Annotated in this window: 18 protein-coding genes and 1 riboswitch; of the genes, 7 read left to right on the forward strand and 11 right to left on the reverse strand. The window is 64.0% G+C overall.

Annotated elements, in window-relative coordinates:
• The first annotated feature begins 5 nt into the window (after nucleotides 1-5).
• The 3 genes from AWB67_RS00960 to yjfF are packed head-to-tail and all read left to right on the forward strand — an operon-like array spanning nucleotide 6 to nucleotide 3,639.
• Entirely contained in the window at nucleotides 6-1,520 is a 1,515-nt protein-coding gene (locus AWB67_RS00960; protein ID WP_087654354.1) for a sugar ABC transporter ATP-binding protein, read from the forward strand.
• Nucleotides 1,517-2,554 carry an ABC transporter permease gene (locus tag AWB67_RS00965; RefSeq protein WP_087654355.1) on the forward strand — a complete coding sequence of 346 codons (1,038 nt, stop codon included), beginning with the start codon at nucleotides 1,517-1,519 and terminating at the stop codon, nucleotides 2,552-2,554. The genes AWB67_RS00960 and AWB67_RS00965 overlap by 4 nt, the downstream gene beginning before the upstream one ends.
• Complete coding sequence (gene yjfF, locus AWB67_RS00970; RefSeq protein ID WP_087654356.1) at nucleotides 2,551-3,639, forward strand: galactofuranose ABC transporter, permease protein YjfF; 1,089 nt, start codon at nucleotides 2,551-2,553, stop codon at nucleotides 3,637-3,639. Before AWB67_RS00965 ends, yjfF begins: the two co-directional genes overlap by 4 nt.
• A 316-nt stretch (nucleotides 3,640-3,955) precedes the next feature.
• Here yjfF and mntP read toward each other — a convergent pair whose 3' ends face one another.
• Nucleotides 3,956-4,525: a manganese efflux pump MntP gene (gene mntP, locus AWB67_RS00975; RefSeq protein WP_087654357.1), complete on the reverse strand. Its 570-nt coding sequence runs from the start codon at nucleotides 4,523-4,525 to the stop codon at nucleotides 3,956-3,958.
• Nucleotides 4,526-4,533: 8 nt separating this feature from the next.
• Nucleotides 4,534-4,711: riboswitch (yybP-ykoY riboswitch) on the reverse strand.
• A 213-nt stretch (nucleotides 4,712-4,924) separates the two neighbouring features.
• Between mntP and AWB67_RS00980 the strand changes: the two genes are divergently transcribed.
• A complete protein-coding gene (locus AWB67_RS00980) occupies nucleotides 4,925-7,138 on the forward strand; it encodes a TonB-dependent receptor (RefSeq protein WP_087654358.1) in 2,214 nt (737 codons plus the stop codon).
• Nucleotides 7,139-7,224: 86 nt separating this feature from the next.
• Nucleotides 7,225-7,911 (forward strand): Fe2+-dependent dioxygenase, encoded by a 687-nt coding sequence (locus AWB67_RS00985; RefSeq protein WP_087654359.1) that lies wholly within the window; start codon nucleotides 7,225-7,227, stop codon nucleotides 7,909-7,911.
• A gap of 4 nt (nucleotides 7,912-7,915) precedes the next feature.
• Here AWB67_RS00985 and dhaK read toward each other — a convergent pair whose 3' ends face one another.
• The 9 genes from dhaK to AWB67_RS01025 all read right to left on the reverse strand — a co-directional run bounded on the left by dhaK (nucleotide 7,916) and on the right by AWB67_RS01025 (nucleotide 16,306).
• The gene (gene dhaK, locus AWB67_RS00990) at nucleotides 7,916-8,905 is read right to left on the reverse strand and encodes a dihydroxyacetone kinase subunit DhaK (protein WP_087654360.1); all 990 of its coding nucleotides are present in this window, start codon (nucleotides 8,903-8,905) and stop codon (nucleotides 7,916-7,918) included.
• Nucleotides 8,906-8,922: 17 nt separating this feature from the next.
• Nucleotides 8,923-9,552, reverse strand: coding sequence for a dihydroxyacetone kinase subunit DhaL (gene dhaL, locus AWB67_RS00995; RefSeq protein ID WP_087654361.1), 630 nt, complete (start codon nucleotides 9,550-9,552; stop codon nucleotides 8,923-8,925).
• Nucleotides 9,549-10,568, reverse strand: a complete 1,020-nt coding sequence (locus AWB67_RS01000) for an ABC transporter ATP-binding protein (RefSeq protein WP_087654362.1) — start codon at nucleotides 10,566-10,568, stop codon at nucleotides 9,549-9,551. Before AWB67_RS01000 ends, dhaL begins: the two co-directional genes overlap by 4 nt.
• Complete coding sequence (locus AWB67_RS01005) at nucleotides 10,561-11,637, reverse strand: ABC transporter ATP-binding protein (RefSeq protein WP_087654363.1); 1,077 nt, start codon at nucleotides 11,635-11,637, stop codon at nucleotides 10,561-10,563. Before AWB67_RS01005 ends, AWB67_RS01000 begins: the two co-directional genes overlap by 8 nt.
• A gap of 2 nt (nucleotides 11,638-11,639) precedes the next feature.
• Nucleotides 11,640-11,810: a hypothetical protein gene (locus AWB67_RS41345; RefSeq protein ID WP_181505532.1), complete on the reverse strand. Its 171-nt coding sequence runs from the start codon at nucleotides 11,808-11,810 to the stop codon at nucleotides 11,640-11,642.
• Nucleotides 11,807-12,760, reverse strand: coding sequence for a carbohydrate ABC transporter permease (locus AWB67_RS01010; RefSeq protein WP_087654364.1), 954 nt, complete (start codon nucleotides 12,758-12,760; stop codon nucleotides 11,807-11,809). Before AWB67_RS01010 ends, AWB67_RS41345 begins: the two co-directional genes overlap by 4 nt.
• Complete coding sequence (locus tag AWB67_RS01015; RefSeq protein ID WP_087654365.1) at nucleotides 12,757-13,722, reverse strand: carbohydrate ABC transporter permease; 966 nt, start codon at nucleotides 13,720-13,722, stop codon at nucleotides 12,757-12,759. The genes AWB67_RS01010 and AWB67_RS01015 overlap by 4 nt, the downstream gene beginning before the upstream one ends.
• Before the next feature lie 108 nt (nucleotides 13,723-13,830).
• Nucleotides 13,831-15,162 carry an ABC transporter substrate-binding protein gene (locus tag AWB67_RS01020; protein ID WP_125477527.1) on the reverse strand — a complete coding sequence of 444 codons (1,332 nt, stop codon included), beginning with the start codon at nucleotides 15,160-15,162 and terminating at the stop codon, nucleotides 13,831-13,833.
• 124 nt (nucleotides 15,163-15,286) lie between these two features.
• Nucleotides 15,287-16,306 carry a LacI family DNA-binding transcriptional regulator gene (locus AWB67_RS01025; protein WP_200822145.1) on the reverse strand — a complete coding sequence of 340 codons (1,020 nt, stop codon included), beginning with the start codon at nucleotides 16,304-16,306 and terminating at the stop codon, nucleotides 15,287-15,289.
• A 354-nt stretch (nucleotides 16,307-16,660) separates the two neighbouring features.
• On the opposite strand from AWB67_RS01025, the gene AWB67_RS01030 reads away from it, so the two are divergent.
• Both AWB67_RS01030 and AWB67_RS01035 read left to right on the forward strand, forming a co-directional pair.
• Nucleotides 16,661-17,017: a host attachment protein gene (locus tag AWB67_RS01030; protein WP_087654367.1), complete on the forward strand. Its 357-nt coding sequence runs from the start codon at nucleotides 16,661-16,663 to the stop codon at nucleotides 17,015-17,017.
• Nucleotides 17,018-17,020: 3 nt separating this feature from the next.
• On the forward strand, nucleotides 17,021-17,839 hold the full coding sequence (locus tag AWB67_RS01035) for a hypothetical protein (RefSeq protein ID WP_087654368.1): 819 nt from the start codon (nucleotides 17,021-17,023) through the stop codon (nucleotides 17,837-17,839).
• A 20-nt stretch (nucleotides 17,840-17,859) separates the two neighbouring features.
• Here the strand turns inward: AWB67_RS01035 and AWB67_RS01040 are convergent, their stop codons facing one another.
• Nucleotides 17,860-19,248, reverse strand: coding sequence for an FAD-binding oxidoreductase (locus AWB67_RS01040; RefSeq protein ID WP_087654369.1), 1,389 nt, complete (start codon nucleotides 19,246-19,248; stop codon nucleotides 17,860-17,862).
• Nucleotides 19,249-19,514: the final 266 nt, after the last annotated feature.

A 19,514-nucleotide genomic window follows, 5' to 3' on the forward strand; every position in this document is an offset into this window, starting at 1 on the left:
GGAACATGACCGCTTCCCCGATCCTCGAAACCATCGGCCTGGATAAGACTTTTCCGGGCGTCAAGGCGCTCCTCAAGGTCGATTTCCGGCTCTACCCCGGCGAAATTCACACGCTGATGGGGCAAAACGGCGCCGGCAAATCGACGCTCATCAACGTGCTGACCGGCGTCCACGCGCCCGATGCCGGCGAAATCCTGCTCGGCGGCGAGCGCGTTTCCTTCTCGACGCCGCTCGAAGCCGAAGCCGCCGGCATCCGCACGTTGTATCAGGAAGTGAATCTGTGTCCGAACCTCTCAGTGGCGGAGAACGTGTTCGCGGGGCGGCAGCCGAAGCGGCGAGGCGCGATCGACTGGAACCTGATTCACGAGCGCGCGGCGGATGCGCTCGCGCGTCTGAACGTGTCGCTCGACGTGACGAAATCGCTCGATACCTATCCGATCGCCGTGCAGCAGATGGTGGCGATCGCCCGGGCGCTCTCGGTCGATGCGCGCGTGCTGATCCTCGACGAACCCACTTCGAGCCTCGACGACGGCGAAGTCACGCGTCTCTTCGACGTGTTGCGCAAGCTGAAGCAATCGGGCATCGCGATCCTGTTCGTCACCCATTTTCTGGAGCAGACCTACGCTATCTCCGACCGCATCACCGTGATGCGCAACGGTGAGCGCGAAGGCGAATATCTCGCGAAGGATTTGCCGGTCGAATTGCTCGTCTCGAAAATGGTCGGCCATGAGCGGATGACGGAGCGTCTGAAACGCGCCGCGTCCGAGCCGCCCGCGCAGAAAAGCGCGGTGCCGCCGTTCGTGGAGATGCGCGGCGTCGGGCGGCGCGGCGTGATGAATCCCGTCGATATCGACGTGCAGCCCGGCCAGATCCTCGGCCTCGCGGGCCTGCTTGGCTCGGGGCGCACGGAGACGGCGCGCCTGCTTTTCGGTGCGGAGCGCGCCGACGCGGGCACGATGACTATCGGCGGCAAGCCCGCGAAGCTGCATTCGCCGCGCGACGCGGTGCGCCACGGCGTCGGTTATTGCCCGGAAGACCGCAAGAAGGAAGGGATCGTCGCGGATCTTTCCATTCGCGAGAACATTATTCTGGCGTTGCAGGCCCGACGCGGCGTGTGGCGCTTCATCGGCCGGGCGAAACAGCGCCAGATCGCGGACGATTACATCGAACGCCTCGGCATCAAGGCGCGCGACGCCGAGCAACCGATCGGGCTTCTCTCCGGCGGTAACCAGCAGAAGGTGCTGCTCGCGCGCTGGCTCGCGACCGAGCCGAAAATGCTGATCCTTGACGAACCGACGCGCGGCATCGACGTCGCCGCGAAATTCGAGATCATGGACCGCGTGCTGGCGCTCTGCGCGAAAGGGCTCGGGATTCTGTTCATTTCTTCAGAGGTGAGCGAGGTCGTGCGCGTGAGCCACCGGATCGCCGTGCTGCGCGACCGGCGCAAGGTCGCGGAGGTGGCGGGCAACGCGGCATCGGAGGATCAGGTGTATCGGCTGATCGCGGGGGGCAGCGAATGAACTGGATCAAAGCCGGTTTGCAGCATCAGCTTCTGTGGCCGTTGCTCACGCTCGTCGCGCTGTGCGGGCTCGATCTCGCGCACAACCCCGCGTTTCTCTCCGTCACGCTGCTCGACGGCCACCTGTTCGGCGCGCCGATCGACATTCTGAATCGCGCCGCGCCGCTCGTGCTCGTGTCGCTCGGCATGACGCTCGTGATCGCGACACGCGGCATCGATATTTCCGTGGGCGCCGTCGTGGCAATTGCGGGCGCGGCCGCCGCGACGATTCTCGCCGACGATCCTTCGCGCGTCGGCCTCGCGTTGGTTGCGGCGCTCACGGTCGGCGTGCTGGCGGGCATGTGGAACGGCTTGCTGGTCGCGTTCGTCGGCATGCAGCCGATCATCGCGACGCTGATCCTGATGGTCGCCGGACGCGGCGTCGCGCAACTGCTGACCGGCGGTCAGATCATTCCGATCGGCGCACCGGGCTATCTCGTCGTCGGCGGTGGCTATCTGGCGCGCGTGCCGTGCTCGGTGTGGGTCGCCGTGGGCGCGCTCGCGGTCACAGCGCTCCTGATGAACCGCACGGCGCTCGGGCTGTTCATCCGCGCGATCGGCGTGAATCCGGTGGCGACGCGCCTGGTCGGCCTGCGTTCGAGCGCGATCGTGTTCGGCGTCTACACGTTTTCCGGACTGACGGCGGCGCTCGCGGGCATCCTGATCAGCTCGAACGTGCGCAGCGCCGATGGCAACAACGCGGGACTGCTCCTCGAACTCGATGCGATCCTCGCCGTGACGCTCGGCGGCACGTCGCTGCTCGGCGGGCGCTTCAGCCTTGCGGGCACGGTGCTCGGCGCGCTCATCATCCAGACGCTGACCTACACGACCTATTCCATCGGCGTGCCGCCCGAGGCGACGCTCGTCGTGAAGGCGGCCGTGGTGCTGGTGGTCAGCGTGATCCAGTCCGCGACCGCGCGGTCCGTACTCGTGCGCCAGTTCAAGCGCGCGTTGCCGTTCGCCAACCGGAAGCCCGCCGCCGAGGCCGCCCGATGAGAAACCTGCTCGAACGCCTGATCGATCCGCGCACGCTGCCGATCGTCGTCACCGTCGTGCTGTTCGCCGTGCTGTTCGGCTTCGGCTCGGTGATGTACACCGGTTTCTTCTCGCTGCAGGTTCTGCTCGGACTGCTCGTCGACAACGCGTTTTTGCTGATCGTTGCGATCGGCATGACGTTCGTGATCGTGTCGGGCGGGATCGATTTGTCGGTCGGCTCGGTCGTCGCGCTGACGACGATCCTTGCCGCCGTCTTCGCCGAGCACTTCCACTGGCCGGTGTGGGTCATCGTGCCGCTCGTGCTCGCGGCGGGCACGCTCTACGGCGCGGCGATGGGCGCGCTGATCCACTTCTTCCGGTTGCAACCGTTCATCGTGACGCTCGCGGGCATGTTCCTCGCGCGCGGCGCGTGCTTCCTCATCACGACGCAGTCGATCACGATCAACGATCCCGCTTTTCATGCGATTTCGGGGTATCACCTGCAAGTGGGCAGCGGCTCGCTGACGGCGGGGTCGCTGATCGCCCTCGCGACGCTCGTCGTGGCGATTTTCGTCGCGCACTTCACGCGCTTCGGGCGCAACGTCTACGCGATCGGCGGCAACGAGCGTTCCGCGTTGCTGATGGGCTTGCCGGTCGCGCGCACGAAGGTCGGCGTGTATGCGCTTTCCGGGTTCTGCTCGGCGTTGGGCGGGCTCGTGTTCACGTTGTACGTGCTCTCGGGCTACGGCTTGCAGGGACAAGGCATGGAACTCGATGCGATCGCCGCGACCGTGATCGGCGGGACGCTGCTCACGGGCGGTGTGGGGTATGTGATCGGATCGGTGTTCGGCGTCGGTATCCTCGGGACGATTCAGACGCTCATCACCTTCGACGGCACGCTCAGCTCGTGGTGGACGCGCATCGTGATCGGCGCGCTTTTATGTGCGTTTTGCCTGCTGCAACGCGTGATCGAACGGCACGCGGCGAGGCGCAAGTCGGGCGGCACGGGGATGAAGGAGCGCGTGAAAGCGAACGGGCGCCGCCGCGCCGCCCCACGGGACGATGAACCACGCGCCGATTCGGTCGCGATGACGCCGCGTAGCTGACGCGGCTTGCGGTGGCATCGGAAGGGTAAAGGCGAACGGACGGCGGCGGTCGGCCACGCGCGGCGATGAACCGCGCGCCGATTCGGTCGCGACGCCGCCTCGTAGCTGACACGGCTTGCGGTGGCATCGGAAGAGTGGGGGCGCAGAAGCGGCGCTGGTCCGCCGCGAACTGTTCGATCGCGATGACGCCCCGTCGTTGAAGGGCGCATCGTTCAAGCCGCTCGTGCCGACGAACCGCGCGTGAATTCCGACGTGGCGACGCTTGGCGGCATCGTTCCAGCGGCTCGCGCGCGGACAACAACTCGAGCCGCCTCGTTCACCGCATGACGCCCAGATGCTCGGCCAGAATCACCGAGCCAATCACGATCAGAATGACCCCGCCGCCGATCTCCGCGCGTTTCCCCACCACCGCGCCCAAAAACCGACCGACCATCACGCCCAGCGTGACCATCACCATCGTCGCGAGGCCGATGGTCGCAGCGGTCGAAAGGATGTTCACGTCGATGAAAGCGAGGCCCGCGCCGACGGCCATCGCATCGAGACTCGTGGCGAAGCCGGTCAGCGCGAGCAGCCACAGCGAGTGGCGTTCCGGTTTTTGCGTCTCTGGCTCGGGCGTGCCGAAGCCCGAGCGGATCATCCGCAAGCCGAGCAGCGTGAGCAGGCCGAATGCGATCCAGTGATCCCACGACTCGACGTAAGGTGCGGCCGCGCGACCGAGCGCCCAGCCGACGAGCGGCGTCGATGCCTCGATGATCCCGAAGATGAGCCCCGTCCTGAGCGCCTCGCGCAGATGTGGACGATGGAGGGCCGCGCCCTTTCCGACGGCGGCGGCGAAGGCATCCGTCGACATGGCGACGGCGAGCAAAAGCGTGGAAGCGATATTCATGGAGTAGCGTTCTGGCCGGGCATGACGAACGACATGCCGCGCGCCCGGCCGGGTCGCGCTGACATGTCGATGGTCTTGCCAACCTGAAAGGGCTGATGGCTGCTCATACCACGGTCGATGTGACCAAGTGTGTTGACATGAGCGCTTCCGTTAAACAGAAGCCGGCTACTCCCCAAAGACAGACGTGAGCGTACCACACCTGAAAGCTTGGTGTAATAATTCATGCTTCTCGCAAAATCTAACCAAATCCCCTGCTTTATTACACATTCTTGCAAATAATTTCCACGCGTGTAATGATAGTGATTCGCATTAACTAACGAGAAACGCTGTTGTCTGGAATTTCCATTGCATCCAGCGACGACTTCTCTCGCCTGCAAAATCACAGGATCGGGGATTCACATGTTGAGGAAGACGCCGCTTGCCGCGGCATTGATGACGTTCATCGCAGCACCCATCGCCGCACCGCTCTACGCACAGACCGCCCCGCAAGTCGCACCCACCGTACCTGCTGCCACCGAAAACGCTCCCGCCGAAGGCACCACACTTCCCGCCGTCCGCGTAACAGGCCAGGCCGAAACGAGCAGTGACTTCCAGCCGGAAACATCGAGCGTAGGCGCGAAGGTGCCGACCGCGTTGCGCGATATCCCGCAGGCGGTTGTCGTGGTGCCGAAATCGGTCATGCAGTCGCAAGCGGCGACGTCTTTCTCCGACGCATTGCGCAACGTTCCCGGCATCACGATCGGCGCGGCCGAAGGCGGCCAGATCGGCAACAACATCAACCTGCGCGGCTTCACGGCGCGCACCGACATCTACCTCGACGGCTTCCGTGACCGCGGCCAGTACTATCGCGACACGTTCAACCTCGACTCGATCGACGTGCTGTACGGCCCGTCGTCGCTGTACTTCGGGCGCGGCTCGACGGGCGGCGTCATCAACCAGGTCAGCAAGCAGCCGACGCTCAAGAAGCGCGCCGACGTCTCGGTGATGGCGGGCACGCACGACCGCTATCGCACGACCGTCGACCTCGACCAGCCGATCAGCGACACCGCCGCGTTTCGCATCAACGCGTTCGGCCAGGACCTCGGCTCGACGCGCGACGTGATGAAAAGCAAGGACTTCGGCATCGCGCCGCAGGTGAAGTTCGGCATCGGCACGCCGACGGAGATCACGCTCTCCGCGCTGATCCAGCACAACCGCGACCAGCCCGACTACGGCGTGCCGCCGCTCAACGGCCATCCGGCGCCGGTCGATCGCAAGACCTTCTACGGTTTCACCGACGACCGCACGATCCAGGACGTGCAGACGCTCTCCGCGCGCATCGTGCATCGCGTGAACGAGAACGTCACGCTGCGCAACGAAACGCAGTTCAGCCACTACAGCACCGAGGCGCGCGCGACCAACGCGGCGGCCGTGCTGACCGGTCCGCTCGGCACGTCGACGGCGCTCACCAACGGCAACTACACGACGCTGCCGCTGCAAAGCCTCTACGTGCGCCTGCAAGGCAAGGACCGCAACATCAACGATCACTCGGTCTACAACACGACCGACGTGCAGGCGAAGTTCGCCACCGGTTTCGTCAAGCACGACGTGGTCGCGGGCGTCGACCTGAGTCACGAGACGTACAGCAACCAGAGCTTCACCGCGACTTCGCCGGGCCTGCCGTCGAATACGATCGCGATCGTGCCTCTGCTCAATCCGCCGTACAACAACCGGCCATCGAACGTGCGCGAACTGGCGACCAATCTCGCCGAATCGAGTGCGAACGGCATCGGCATCTATGCGAACGACACGATCTCCCTCGGCGATTACTGGAAGCTCGTCGGCGGCGTGCGCTGGGATCGCTTCGAGGCGTCGATCCACAATTCGATCAACGTGCCCTCCTACGCCACCCAGACCAACTTCTACACGAGCGTGCGCGGCGGCATCATCTTCCAGCCGACGGAGACGCAGTCGTACTACGTGTCGTACGGCACGTCGTTCAACCCGTCGCTCGAAGCGCTGACGCTCACGAACAACACGCAGAACATTTCGCCCGAGACGAACCGCTCGTATGAAGTCGGCGCGAAGTGGGATTTGCTCGGCGGCGGATTGTCGATCACGCAGTCGCTCTTCAACATCGAGAAGGACAACGCCCGCACACAGACCTCGACCGGCGAATACACGCTCGACGGCGACGTGCGCGTGCGCGGCTATCAGCTCGGCGTGGCGGGGCACATCACGAACAAGTGGCAGGTGTTCGGCGGCTACACGTACATGAACGGCGTCGTGCTGAAGGCCGCCGACGGCACCACCGGCCATACGCTCGCGAACACGCCGCGCAACATGCTCACGCTGTGGACGACCTACGCGTTCACGCCGCAGTGGGAGATCGGCGGCGGGCCGGTGTACACGTCATCGCGCTATGCGGCGAACACGAACTACGTGTCAGTCGGCGGATACACGCGCTGGGATGCGATGGCCGCGTATCATCAGAAGAAGTACGACATCCAGTTCAACGTCTTGAACATGACGGACAAGAAGTATTACGATGCGCTGATTCCGTCCGATGGCGGTCGCGCGGTGCCTGGCCTCGGCCGGACTTTCCTCGCGACGCTGAACTATCGCTTCTTCTGAAACGCAGCTTTGTAGCATTGGAAGCCCGCGCGCCGGCTCTTGCGAGCCACGCGCGGCAACGCAGGAAATGCAGGAACCCACCCGCAATGATTCTCTCGATCCCCGACGTCCTCACTCCCGCCGATGCCGCCGCGATGCGCGCCCGGCTCGACGCCGCCACCGACTCCTGGGTCGACGGCCGCGCGACCGCCGGCTATCAGGGCGCGCCCGTGAAGCGCAATCAGCAGATCGCGGAAGGCTCGCCGATCGCGCGCGAGCTGGGCGACGTGATCCTCGGCGCGCTGGAGCGGCATCCGCTTTTCATCAGCGCCGTGCTGCCGAATCGCGTGTATCCGCCGCTCTTCAATCGTTACGAAGGCGGCATGCATTTCGGCAGTCACGTCGATGGCGCGATTCGCATCGTGCCGGGACACGGCGCGCGCGTGCGCACCGATGTGTCGATCACGTTGTTTCTCTCCGAGCCTCATGAGTACGACGGTGGCGAACTCGTGATCGAAGACACCTACGGCGTGCAGGAAGTGAAGCTGCCTGCAGGACATGCGCTCGTCTATCCGGCGACGAGCCTGCATCAGGTGCGGCCCGTCACGCGCGGTGCGCGCGTGGCGAGCTTTTTCTGGGTGCAGAGCCTCGTGCGCGACGACACGCGCCGCACGCTCCTCTTCGATATGGATACGGCGATCCAGCGTCTGAACGCGCAAAACGCCGACGATGCCGCGCGGCGCAGTCTCGTCGGGTGCTATCACAATCTCTTGCGTATCTGGAGCGATACGTAAGCCGCTACATCCCCCATCGCAGCCCCGGCGTATGCACGGGGCTATCCCAATGCGTGGTCATCTCGTCATCGAGGACGCAGAGCGTGATCGACGCTCCCGCCATTTCGAGCGACGTCGTCAACGACCCGACCTGCGCCCGCGCGATATGCAAATCGCGTTGCTGCAGCCAAAGCCGCGTCGAATTGAACAGCAGGTAAAGCTCGCCTAGCGGCGTCCCACCCAACCCATTCACGAGCACGAGCAACTGCGCGCCCTCCGCCGGCTTCAGATCATCGACGATCGCCGTCAGCAGTTCGCCCGCGATCGCATCGGCGGAAGCCATCGGCGCGCGTCTGCGGCCCGGCTCGCCATGAATGCCGACGCCCACCTCGATTTCGTCGTCGCCGATCTTGAACGTGCGCGTACCCGCCGCTGGCACCGTGCAGCTCGTGAACGCCACGCCCATCGACGCCGTGCGCTTGTTGATGCGATCGCCGAAGGTCTTGCATTGCGCAAGCGTCGCGCCGCTCTCGGCCATGCTGCCGACCAGCTTCTCCACGATCACCGTCCCCGCGACGCCGCGCCGTCCCGTCGTATAGCTCGAATTCTCGACGGCGACGTCGTCGTTGATGAGCACCATCGCGTTCTCGACTTCGCACATCTCGGAGGCCATCTCGAAGTTCATCACGTCGCCGGAGTAGTTCTTCACGATGAAGAGCACGCCCGCGCCCGTATCGACAGCCTTCGCCGCGGCCATCATCTGGTCGGGCGTGGGCGACGTGAACACCTGGCCGGGACACGCGGCGTCGAGCATGCCGTAGCCGACGAAGCCGCTATGCAAAGGCTCGTGTCCCGAGCCGCCGCCCGAGATCAGCGCAACCTTCGCCGGCTTCAGCTCGCGACGCCGCACGTACACCGGTTCATCGTTGAGCACGACGAGATCGGCATGCGCGGCAGCGAAACCCGCGAGGCTTTCCGACAGAAAGTCGTCGACGTGGTTGATGAACTTCTTCATGGTCCTGGCTCCTTGCTTCAGATGGTTTGACCGAGCCGCGCGCACGTCGCGGCGATCATGAGCTGGCTCGAGCGCGCGCCGGGGTCGATGTGACCGCGCGAGCGCTCGCCGAGAAACGATGCGCGGCCCTTGGTCGCGAGCATGTCGCGCGTGGCGAGCATCGAAGCTTCCGCGACCTGCGGCAACGCTTCACGCACCTCCGCCGCCGATGCGCCCGCCGCCGCCATCTCCACGAAGCGTTGCGCGACGGGGATCAGCACGTCCATCATCGTCTTGCTGCCGAGGCCCGTCTTGCCGCGCTGTCCGACCGCATCGACGCCCGCCGCGAAGATGGCCGCGAACCCCGCGACGTCCATCGTGTTGCTGGCCGCCGCCTTCGCCATGCCGTTGAGCAGCGAAAAGAACAACGGCCCCGACGATCCGCCCACCGTCGAGAGTATTTTCATCGCGCCGAGGTCGAGCGCGGGCCCGAACGCGGCGGATTCGATCTGCGCGCGCAGTGCAACAAGCGCCTCCATGCCGCGCAGCAGGTTGAAGATGTGATCGCCGTCGCCGATCTGCTGATCGAGCAGCGCGATCTCGTCCGTGTGCGCCACGAGCGCCGCGTGCGCGGCATCGATGCACGCCATGACCGTCTTGCCGTTCATGTCCGGATCCTCCTTCCGTCCGCGCGGAAATATAAAAGGCTGCGCGCGGGCAGCGACACGCCGACCGTCTGCCCCGGGCTGAAGTTGCGCTCGATCGACGTCGTCGCGACGACGGGCGTCCCGTTGCGATCGAGGATCAACAGATGGCGCAGCGGCGAATATTCGAGCACCTTCAGTTCGAGCGCACTCTTTTCATCGGGCGCGTCGAGCACGATGTCTTCCGGACGGATCGCGACGACCGACGTATCGTCGGGAATCGCGGCCGTCTCGAAGAACGCGCGCGGCAGCAGGTTGATCGGCGGCGAGCCGAGACGCCGCGCCGCAGAGAGACACGAAGGATCGCCATAGACTTCGCGCGGCGTGCCGATCTGCACGAGGCGCCCATGTTCGAGGATACCGATGCGGTCCGCGAGCGTCGTCGCTTCCACCTGATCGTGCGTGACGTAGACGATGGTCGCGCCGATCGTCCGGTGCAGCCGCTTCAGTTCGATGCGCAGTTCTTCGCGCAGCTTCGCATCGAGCGATGAGAGCGGCTCGTCCATCAGGAACACGCGCGGTTCGCGCACCAGCGCGCGCCCGATCGCGACGCGCTGCATCTCGCCGCCCGAAAGATGCGTCGCCATGTTCGCGAGCTTCGTTTCCATGTGCAGCATCGCGGCGACTTTCTCGACGCGTGCGCGCACCTCGCTCTCGCTGCTGCGCCGGCGCGGTGAGCGCAACGGAAACGCGAGATTGTCGAAGACGCTCAGGTGCGGATACAGCGAATACTGCTGGAAGATGAACGCGACATCGCGTTCGGACGGATGCACGTGCGTCGCGAGTTCGCCGTCGATCAGCACGTCGCCGGCGTCGGGGCCTTCGAGGCCGGCGATCAGGCGCAGCGTCGTCGTCTTGCCCGCGCCGCTTGGGCCCAGGATGACGACGAACTCGCCGTCCTGCACGTCGAGCGAGAGATCGTCGACGGCGACGATCGAGCCGAAGCGCTTCGTCACGTTGCGCAACTGGATTTCAGCCATGCGCGGCTCCCGGAAGAAGGCGCCCGCTCGCGGCGTCGTAGAGCAGCGTGCGATCGCGGCGGAAAGACAAGCCCACCGGCGATCCGGCCGCAAGCCGCGCATCCTTGCTCGTGCGCGCCCTGAGCGTGCCCACCGCCGTCTCGATGATCAGCACCTGATGCGAACCGAGATACTCATCAGCGATCACCTTGCCGCGCAGCGGGCCGTGTTCGTCGATCACGACATGCTCCGGCCGGATGCCGAGCAGCACGCGTTCGGCCGTGGCGTCGCAACGCGGCACTTCAATCTGCGCGTCGTGCAGGCGCACGGTTTCGTCGCCTGCATGCACGGCCGCATCGACCGGCAGGAAGTTCATCGGCGGACTGCCAATGAAGTTGCCGACGAACACCGTCGCCGGATAGTGATAGATCTCGTGCGGCGGGCCTGATTGCAGCACCTCGCCCTGGTTCATCACGACGAGGTCGTCCGCCATCGCCATTGCTTCGCTTTGATCATGCGTCACGTAGACGGTCGTCGCGGAGAGCGCGTTGTGCAGCTTGCGCAATTCGAGGCACATCAGCTCGCGGAAATCGGCATCGAGCGTGCCGAGCGGTTCGTCCATCAGGAACGCCTTCGGCTGGCGCACGATCGCGCGGCCGAGCGCCACGCGCTGGCGATCGCCGCCGGAAAGGCCACCCGTTTTGCGATCGAGCAACTCCTCGATACGCAGCATGCGCGCGGCCGCATCCACGCGCGACGCGATCTCGTGGCGCGGCACGTGCTCGTTCTTCAGCGGGAACGCGATGTTGTTGCGCACCGTCATGTGCGGGTAGAGCGCGAACATCTGGAAAACGAACGCGATATCGCGTTGACGCGCGCGCAACGCGGTGACGTCCTCGCCATCGATCAGAATCTGGCCCGAGGTCGGCAGCTCTAATCCCGCGATCATGCGCAGCGTCGTGGTCTTGCCGCAGCCCGACGGCCCGAGCAGCACGACGAAGCGCCCCGCGCCGACAGTGAGATCGGTGCCGCGCACCGCGGTGAAATCGCCGAAGCGCTTCTGCAGGTTGACGAGAACGATCGTCGACATGTTCAGTCCGGAAAGTGGCTGGTGACGAGAAACGCGAAGGCGCCCGCGAGAATCACCGGAAACGACCACGTATAGAGCGTGAGCGAAAACGGCTGCACGAGCATTGCGATTCCCGCGCCGATGATGACCGTCGACACAGCTTCGCCGGGCCCGCGACTTAGCAGATGTCTCATTTGCGCACCGCTCCGAAAGTGATGCCGCGCAGAAGATGCTTGCGCAGCACGACGGTGAAGAAGAGGATCGGCAGCACGAAGAGCGTCGTCGCGGCCGCGACCGCCGGCCAGTCCTGCCCGCCTTCGCCGATGATGAAAGGGATGAACGGCGGCATCGTCTGCGCATCGCCGCTCGTGAGCAGCGAGGCGAACGCATACTCGTTCCACGCGAAGATCAGGCAGAAGATCGCCGTCGCGGCGATGCCGGTGATCGCCTGCGGCAGCACCACTTTCACGAACGCATGCAGCCGCGTATAGCCATCGACGAGCGCGGCTTCTTCGTACTCGCGCGGTATCTCGTCCATGAATCCCTTGAGCAACCACACCGCAAGCGACACGTTCACCGCCGTATAAAGCACGATCATGCCGACGTAACTGTCGCTCAGGCCCAGCGCGCGATACATCAGGTAAATCGGGATCGCGACCGCGATCGGCGGCATCATGCGCGTCGCGAGAATGAAGAAGAGCAGGTCGTCCGCCAACGGCACCCTGAAGCGCGAGAACGCATACGCGGCGAGCGTGCCGAGGAACACCGCGAGAAACGTCGAGCCGAAGCCGATCACGAGCGAGTTCATGAAACGCGGCAACACCTTCGACGGCCCCGCGATCACCATGTTGCGCTTGCGCACGTCGCGCTCGTACCACGTCGTGGCCGGTGGCAGGCTCGCGATGAACTCGGGCGTCTGCCGCGAGCGGATCGTGAAGAGGCTCACGTACCCTTCGAGCGTCGGATGAAACACGACGACCGGCGGATACGCGATCGCGTCCTCCTGCGACTTGAAGCTCGTCATGAAGATCCACGCGATCGGCAGCGTCGTGACGAGCGCATACGCGATCACGACGAGCGCCGCGAACCGCTTTCCGCCCGCCGATGCCGCGACGACTGAATGTGCAGTGCCTGACGGTCTCATCGCTGTTTGATCCGGTTGAGGGCCTTGATATAGATGTTCGCCGCGCCGAACACGGTCACAAACAGGATGATCGCGAGCGCCGACGAATAACCCGTCTGCCACTTTTCGAACGCGGCGCGCTTGAGCGTGATCGATACCGTCTCCGTCACCGAGCCGGGACCGCCCGAGGTCAACAGGTTCACCATGTCGAACATCTTGAAGTTTTCGATGCCGCGAAAGAGGACCGCGAGCATCAGGAACGGCAGCGTCATCGGCAGCGTGATCGACCAGAACTGGCGCCACGGGCTCGCGCGATCCACTTCGGCGGCTTCGTAGATATAGTCGGGAATCGAGCGCAGGCCGGCCAGGCAAATCAGCATCACGTAGGGCGTCCACATCCATACGTCGACCATCACGATGGTCCACGGTGCGAGCTTCACGTCGCCGATCATCTGGAACGAGCCAGGCGCGATGCCGGTGAAGAAGCTGACGATGTCGTTGAAGAGGCCCGTCTGCGGTTGCAGCAGGAACGTCCAGAAGTTGCCGACCACGGCAGGCGACAGCATCATCGGCAGGAGGATCAACGTGGTCCAAAAGCTATGGCCGCGAAACTGCCGGTTGATCAGCAGCGCGAGCCCGAAGCCGAGCAGCACTTCGAGCCCTACCGACCAGAATACGAAGCGCGCGGTGACCTGCATCGCGTACCAGACGTCCTCGTCGGTGAGTATGTCGACGTAGTTGTCGATGCCCACGAAGCGCGCCGCCACGCTCGGCATGTTTGACTTGAAGTTCGTGAACGACAGCCGAAGTGCCCAGATCAGCGGAAAGATGTTGATCGCGAGGAGAAGGAGGATAGTCGGAAGAATGAAGAGCCATGCGATCGTGCGGTCGGACAGGCCGCGCAGTTTGCTGGCTGCGCGTAATGCCTGCGCTGACTGCACTTCCTTTTGCTCTTGCGATGCGAAAGGTCGGTCTGCTTGCATGCTTTATCTCCTGTCGACCAGCGTTAGCGCTTTAGCGCTTACTCTGGCCCCACGCAACGAAGTTGCGCGATAAAGCGGCAGCCAGTAACGGCCGCCGCTTCGTCGGCTTCAGTTCTTCCCTGCGTTCTTAAACACCTTGTTCCAATCCTTCACCAGCAGATCGAGCGCTTCCTTCGCCGTCCCCTTATCCGCGACGACATAGTCATGCACGCGCTTCTGCATATCCAGCAACAGCTCGGCGTAGGTAGGCTCGGCCCAGAAGTCCTTCACGATCTCCATCGACTTCAGGAAAGCCGGCGCAAACGGCGCGCTACCCGGAAAGCTCGGGTCCTGCACCACCGACTTCGCCGCCGAATACCCGCCCAGTTGCCACCATTTCTTCTGAACGTCCGCCTGCGCGAACCACTTGATGTATTCGAGCGCATCGTCCTTGTGATCCGAGTACGACACGACCGAGATCCCCTGCCCGCCCAGTTGCGTGAACTGCTTCTTTTCACGCGGATTGACGAAGAAGCCGATCTTGTCGCCGCCGACGTTCGGGTCCTTGTAAAGCCCAGGGAAAAACGCGAACCAGTTCATCTGCATCGCGACCTGGCCGGACTTGAACGCATCGAGCCCTTCCTGCATGTACGCGTTGGTCATGCCCGGCGCCGTGCAGCACTTGTATAGCGACTTGTAGAACTCGAGCCCGCGGATTGCATCCGGCGAGTTGACGAAGCCTTCCAGGTGATACGGCTTCTTCGGGTCCTGGTACTCGAAGCCGAAGCTGTAGAGCGCGTTGGTCACGCCCATCGTGATGCCTTCGGAGCCGCGCTCGGTGAAGATATACGCGCCATACACCGTCTTGCCGTCGATCTTGCGGCCCTGGAAGAACTCGGCGGTCTGCTTGAGTTCGTCCCACGTTTGCGGCGGTTCGAGCTCGCGCTTGTACTTCTGCTTGAACTCGGCGCGCAGTTCGGGCCGCGCGAACCAGTCCTTGCGATACGTCCAGCCGACCGCATCGGCCATGGCGGGCAAGGCCCAGTAGTTCGGCGTGTTCTTCGGCCACTCCGCATAGCCGACGACGGTCGCCGGCATGAAGTCGTTCATCGATATCTTGTTCTTCGCGAAGAAGTCGTTGAGCTTGACGTAGTGGCCGTTGACCGCCGCCCCGCCGATCCACTGGCTGTCGCCGATAATCAGGTCGCACAGCTTGCCCTTCGAATTCAGTTCGTTGAGAAAGCGGTCCGCGTAACTCGTCCACGGCACGAACTCGAACTTCATTTGTATGCCGCTCTTCGCCGTGAAGTCCTTCGATAATTCGACTAGCGCGTTGGCCGGGTCCCATGCCGCCCAACAGAGCGTCAACTGCTTGCCCTGCGCGTGTGCGCCCGGCGCCATGCAAAGCCCTAGCGACAACGCCAGCGCCGCGGCCATCCTGCGTGGTGTAAGCCGTAACATGTGTCTTCTCCTTGTTGCATCCGGTCTCCATCCTGATGACGGTCGGCACCCATGCGCCGGGCGCCGTGCTTCGGCTCTCGCGGGCTAGCCGCCGGTCCGCATGACGCGGGCCATTTCGCGATCATTAGGCATGCGCATTCTCACGAAGATAAATACGGGTTTCCGGCGTCGGGATCGCTAGCGCGCCGCGCACGTCGTTCAGAAAGTTGACGGCCGCAAGCCCCGCCCAGTGGACGATGCCGCGCACGTCCTGATCGAGGATCACGTCGATCGCGCGTTCGGCCAGTTGCGCGCGCGTCTCTGGCGACAGTCCGTGACCGATCACGACGACGCGCGACTTGTCGCCCGATTCGATGAGCGTCGACGCGATGCCCGGAATGCCGCCGCCCGTCGCATAGACGCCCGCGAGATCGACGTGGCGCGCGAGGAGGCCCTGTATCGCGAGGCCAGCGCCGTCGCTGTCTTCGGCGAAGTCCGGCTCGGCGATCCAGCGCAGATTGCGGAAGTCTTCTTCGAGAACTTGCGAAAAACCGGTGCGCCGTTCTAGCTGATCGTGCAACCGCGACGACCCCGACACGACTGCAACCGTCCCGATGCGGCTGCCGAGAAAGCGGCCCATCAAGAGACCCGCCGTGCGCCCGGCGATGCGGTTATCGACGCCGACATACGCGGCGCGGCTGCTGCCCGGCAGATCGGAGAACACAGTGACGACGGGCACGTCCGCTTCGCTCAGGCTCGCGATGAGCCGCTCGACCCACGGGTAATCGAGCGGCGCGACCACGAGTGCGTCGTAGTCGAGCGCTTCTTCGGTGAAGACGGCGGTGTCGCGCTGGCTCGCGAAGTCGCAGCGATAGAACGAAGGCGTGATGCGATGCTCGCGAAAAAAGCTCGCGGACAGCGCGATATCGCGTTCGACGTGATCGAGAAAGCGTGAGTTGACCTGAGGCAGCACGAAGGCGACGCGAAACGTGCTCGGCTTCGCGGGCCGTCCGCGGCTCGCGCGTTCGTCGCGCAGGCCCGCGAGCGCCACATGCACGCGCTGCGCGGTTTCGGGCCGCACGGCCTGATCGTCGCGCAGCACGCGATCGACCGTCGCCACACTGACGCCGGCCCGCCGCGCGATCATCATGCGTGTCGCCGGCATGGGTCTCCTCCTGTGTCGGCCACAGTTAGCGCTTTAGCGCTTACTGTGGCCCCATGCAGCGCATGTCGACCAGAGTTGGCGCTTTAGCGCCTTACGGTGGTCCCATGCAAGATGGTTGCTGTGCCGTGCTGCGATGCTTTTGTAAAATTAAAGGTAGTTTTTCCCGTGAAAAATGCAAGCTTTTTTCGCGGGATTAAACCGTCATTTGATTGCATCGGGTGTGCGCTCGAAACTCTGTATCGGCTTAATTGGAAGCGCATAGAAATGTCCATGCGATCAGAGCCTCATGCGCTGCGATTTGAGTGAAAATGTCGGGTGCCTGCGCTCTGGGCTCGGGCAACAGGAGGAAACGCCATGACCACAATTACCTGGGTTCTCGCCGCCGATGGCTGCCGCGCCCGGATCTTCGAAACGCACGGCCTCAAACTCGACCTTCAGGAAATCGAAGACCTCACCAACCCCGCTCCCCGTTCGACAGAACTCGACCCGAAGGATCGCGAGAAGTTTGCGAGGACCGTCGCGCAGCACATCGAACAGGCCCGGCTGCACAATCGTTTCCATCGCCTGCGGCTCGCCGTCGAACCCAGGTTTCTCGGACTCTTGCGCGAGCATCTGAGCGGCGAAACCCGCAAGCTCATCTACGAAGAGGTGAACCACGACATCTCCAAGCTCGATTCGCGCGGCATCCAGCGGCATCTGGAGCGTCCCTGACCGATGACGCAAGCGACGACGCCACCGATCCACGAAACGCTGCATCCGCTGCGTCCGTTCCTCAAGAACTATGTCTGGGAGCATGGCCGGATCGGCACCCGCTATCTCGACTGCGCCGATGGCCAGGTGAAGTTCGACGAAGGCAAGAAGTCGCGCTTCGCGTCCGAGCCCTACATCTACGTGCCGCTCGACGGCAACGCCAGCGACGATCCGAACGTGACAGGGCCGGTGATCCAGGAAGCCGGCCTTGCGCGCTTTCTGCGGGCCGCGCAGCTCGGCAAGCCCGAGGAAGCGGGGTCCGCGGCGGAAGTGCAGCGCGCGGTGCACGACGCGGTCGAGCTGGGCGTGTTCAGCGCGTATCAGCGTGACGCGCAGGCCGCGCACGAACGCTACTCACAAGAGCCGATGTTCGACGACGAGATCCGCGCGGAAGTCGTCGCAGAAATTCGACGTCTTTATGCGGGCATGCGCGAGCAACTGGCGCTCTACGACTTCACGGTGCTGCACGGCCTGCCCGCACCGCTCCTTTTCGGCGACGTGCCTTTCATCGACTGGCGCACGCGCGCGCATTCGCCGCTGCCCTTCGTATCGATACCGCTCGGGCCGTATGCGTTGCTGGTGGGTGGGGCGTCGGGCAGGACGAGCCGTGCCGTGCCGCTCGTCTGGAAGAGTGCGGCTGCGCTAGGACCGCTGAAGGATCACAACCGTCACATGGTCGATGCGGCGAGGCGCTGGCTCGTCGCGACGACGGACGATCAACTCATCGCGGTGCAGAATCGCTTCGCTCCCGCAAAGAGCGAGGAAAGCGGGCCAGCGCCGTAAGCGTCAGCCCGCTAACAGCATCAAGCCGATGGCTTGATGTTCTGGTTGGTGGAGAACAGGTTCGCCGGATCGTACTGGGCCTTCACAGCCGCGAGCCGTTCGTAGTTCGGCCCGTACGCCGACTTCACACGATCGCCCTCGTCGCCGGTCATGAAGTTCACGTAGACGCTGCCTATCGCATACGGCGCGAGCGCATTGAACACGTCACGCGCCCACGTGATGCATTTCTCGTCGTCGGCGGCTTCGGTCCAGCGTCCGTGGATGTTCACCGTATAGAGCGAATCGCGATTCGCGTAAGCGGTCGCATCGACTGGCACGCGATTCGTCTGTCCCCCCATCGCGCCGATGAAAATCTCGCAATGCGGCGACGGCAGCTCCGTCGTGTGCTTCGTCAGCGCCTTCAGCACGTCGTTTTCCATGTCGCTGAAGTTGTGCGACTTCCAGTAGTTGCGCACGCCCGGCGTCATCAACGGATCGAAGCCCTTTTGCCACGCGCTGAACGGCATCTCGCCGAGATGCTCGCCATACGGCGTGCCGAAGTGCCGCAACGGTTCGACCGCCTGTGCACCGTTTTCGAGCGGCCCGACGTAGCACGACGCCAGCACGATCACCGGCTTGCCATGCACCTCGGCGGGGAGGAAGGGCAGCGGCGGTGCGAGCCGCATCACGACCCAGACCGTGAGGTCATCGGACATCGCCGCGACGAAATCGCGATACTTCGGCAGCACGTCGTCGGCCTGTTCGAGCGGATACACGACGAGCCCGCCATAGATCTGCGGTCCCACCGGATGCAGCTTGTACTCGAACTGCGTGACGACGCCGAAGTTGCCCCCGCCGCCGCGAATCGCCCAGAAGAGATCGGCGTCGTGCTCCGCGTCCACGCGATGCCACTTGCCGTCGGCCGTCACCATTTCCGCCGCTACCAGGTTGTCGACCGTCACGCCGAACTTGCGACTGAGCCAGCCAAAACCGCCGCCGAGCGTGAGGCCCGCGACGCCCGTCGTCGAGTTGATGCCGAGCGGCGTCGCGAGACCGAACGCCTGCGCTTCGCCGTCGAGGTCGGCGAGCGTGGCGCCCGGTCCGACATACGCGCGTTGCGCCACAGGATCGACGCGGACCGACTTCATCGTCGATAAATCGAGCATCACGCCATCGTCGCAGACTGCGCTGCCCGCGATGTTGTGCGCGCCGCCGCGGACGGAGAGCACAAGGCCGTTGTCGCGCGCGAAATTCACCGCCGCGATGACGTCCGCCGTGCCCGCGCAGCGCACGATCACGGCCGGGCGCTTGTCGATGGTCGCGTTCCAGACGGTACGCGCTTCGTCGTAGCCGGCGTCGGACGGCGCCAGCACGGCGCCTCTCACTTTCGATTTCAGAGTGTCGAATACTTCGCTTGTCATGCTGACCATGAGTTACCTCGTTACATGCTTCATGCGAGTTTGCGATGGCGGACTTTCTCGAACGATCAGAGAGAACCGGATGCCCGCCGGGCGAGTCACCTGTCCCGCGTCATGCTATGCAGAAGGAAGCAATGGCGATCGATGCGATCGTGCGATGGGCGGACAGAAGAGGGGCAATCGTTTGCCTTGATTCATTTAAGGCTTGCCGCAAGCGGATGTAAAGATTACTCCCAGTAAGTTGACGCATCGGATATAGCATCGATCGGACAATCGTT

Origin of the sequence: Caballeronia terrestris (genome assembly GCF_001544515.1) — a bacterium.
Classification (GTDB): domain Bacteria; phylum Pseudomonadota; class Gammaproteobacteria; order Burkholderiales; family Burkholderiaceae; genus Caballeronia; species Caballeronia terrestris.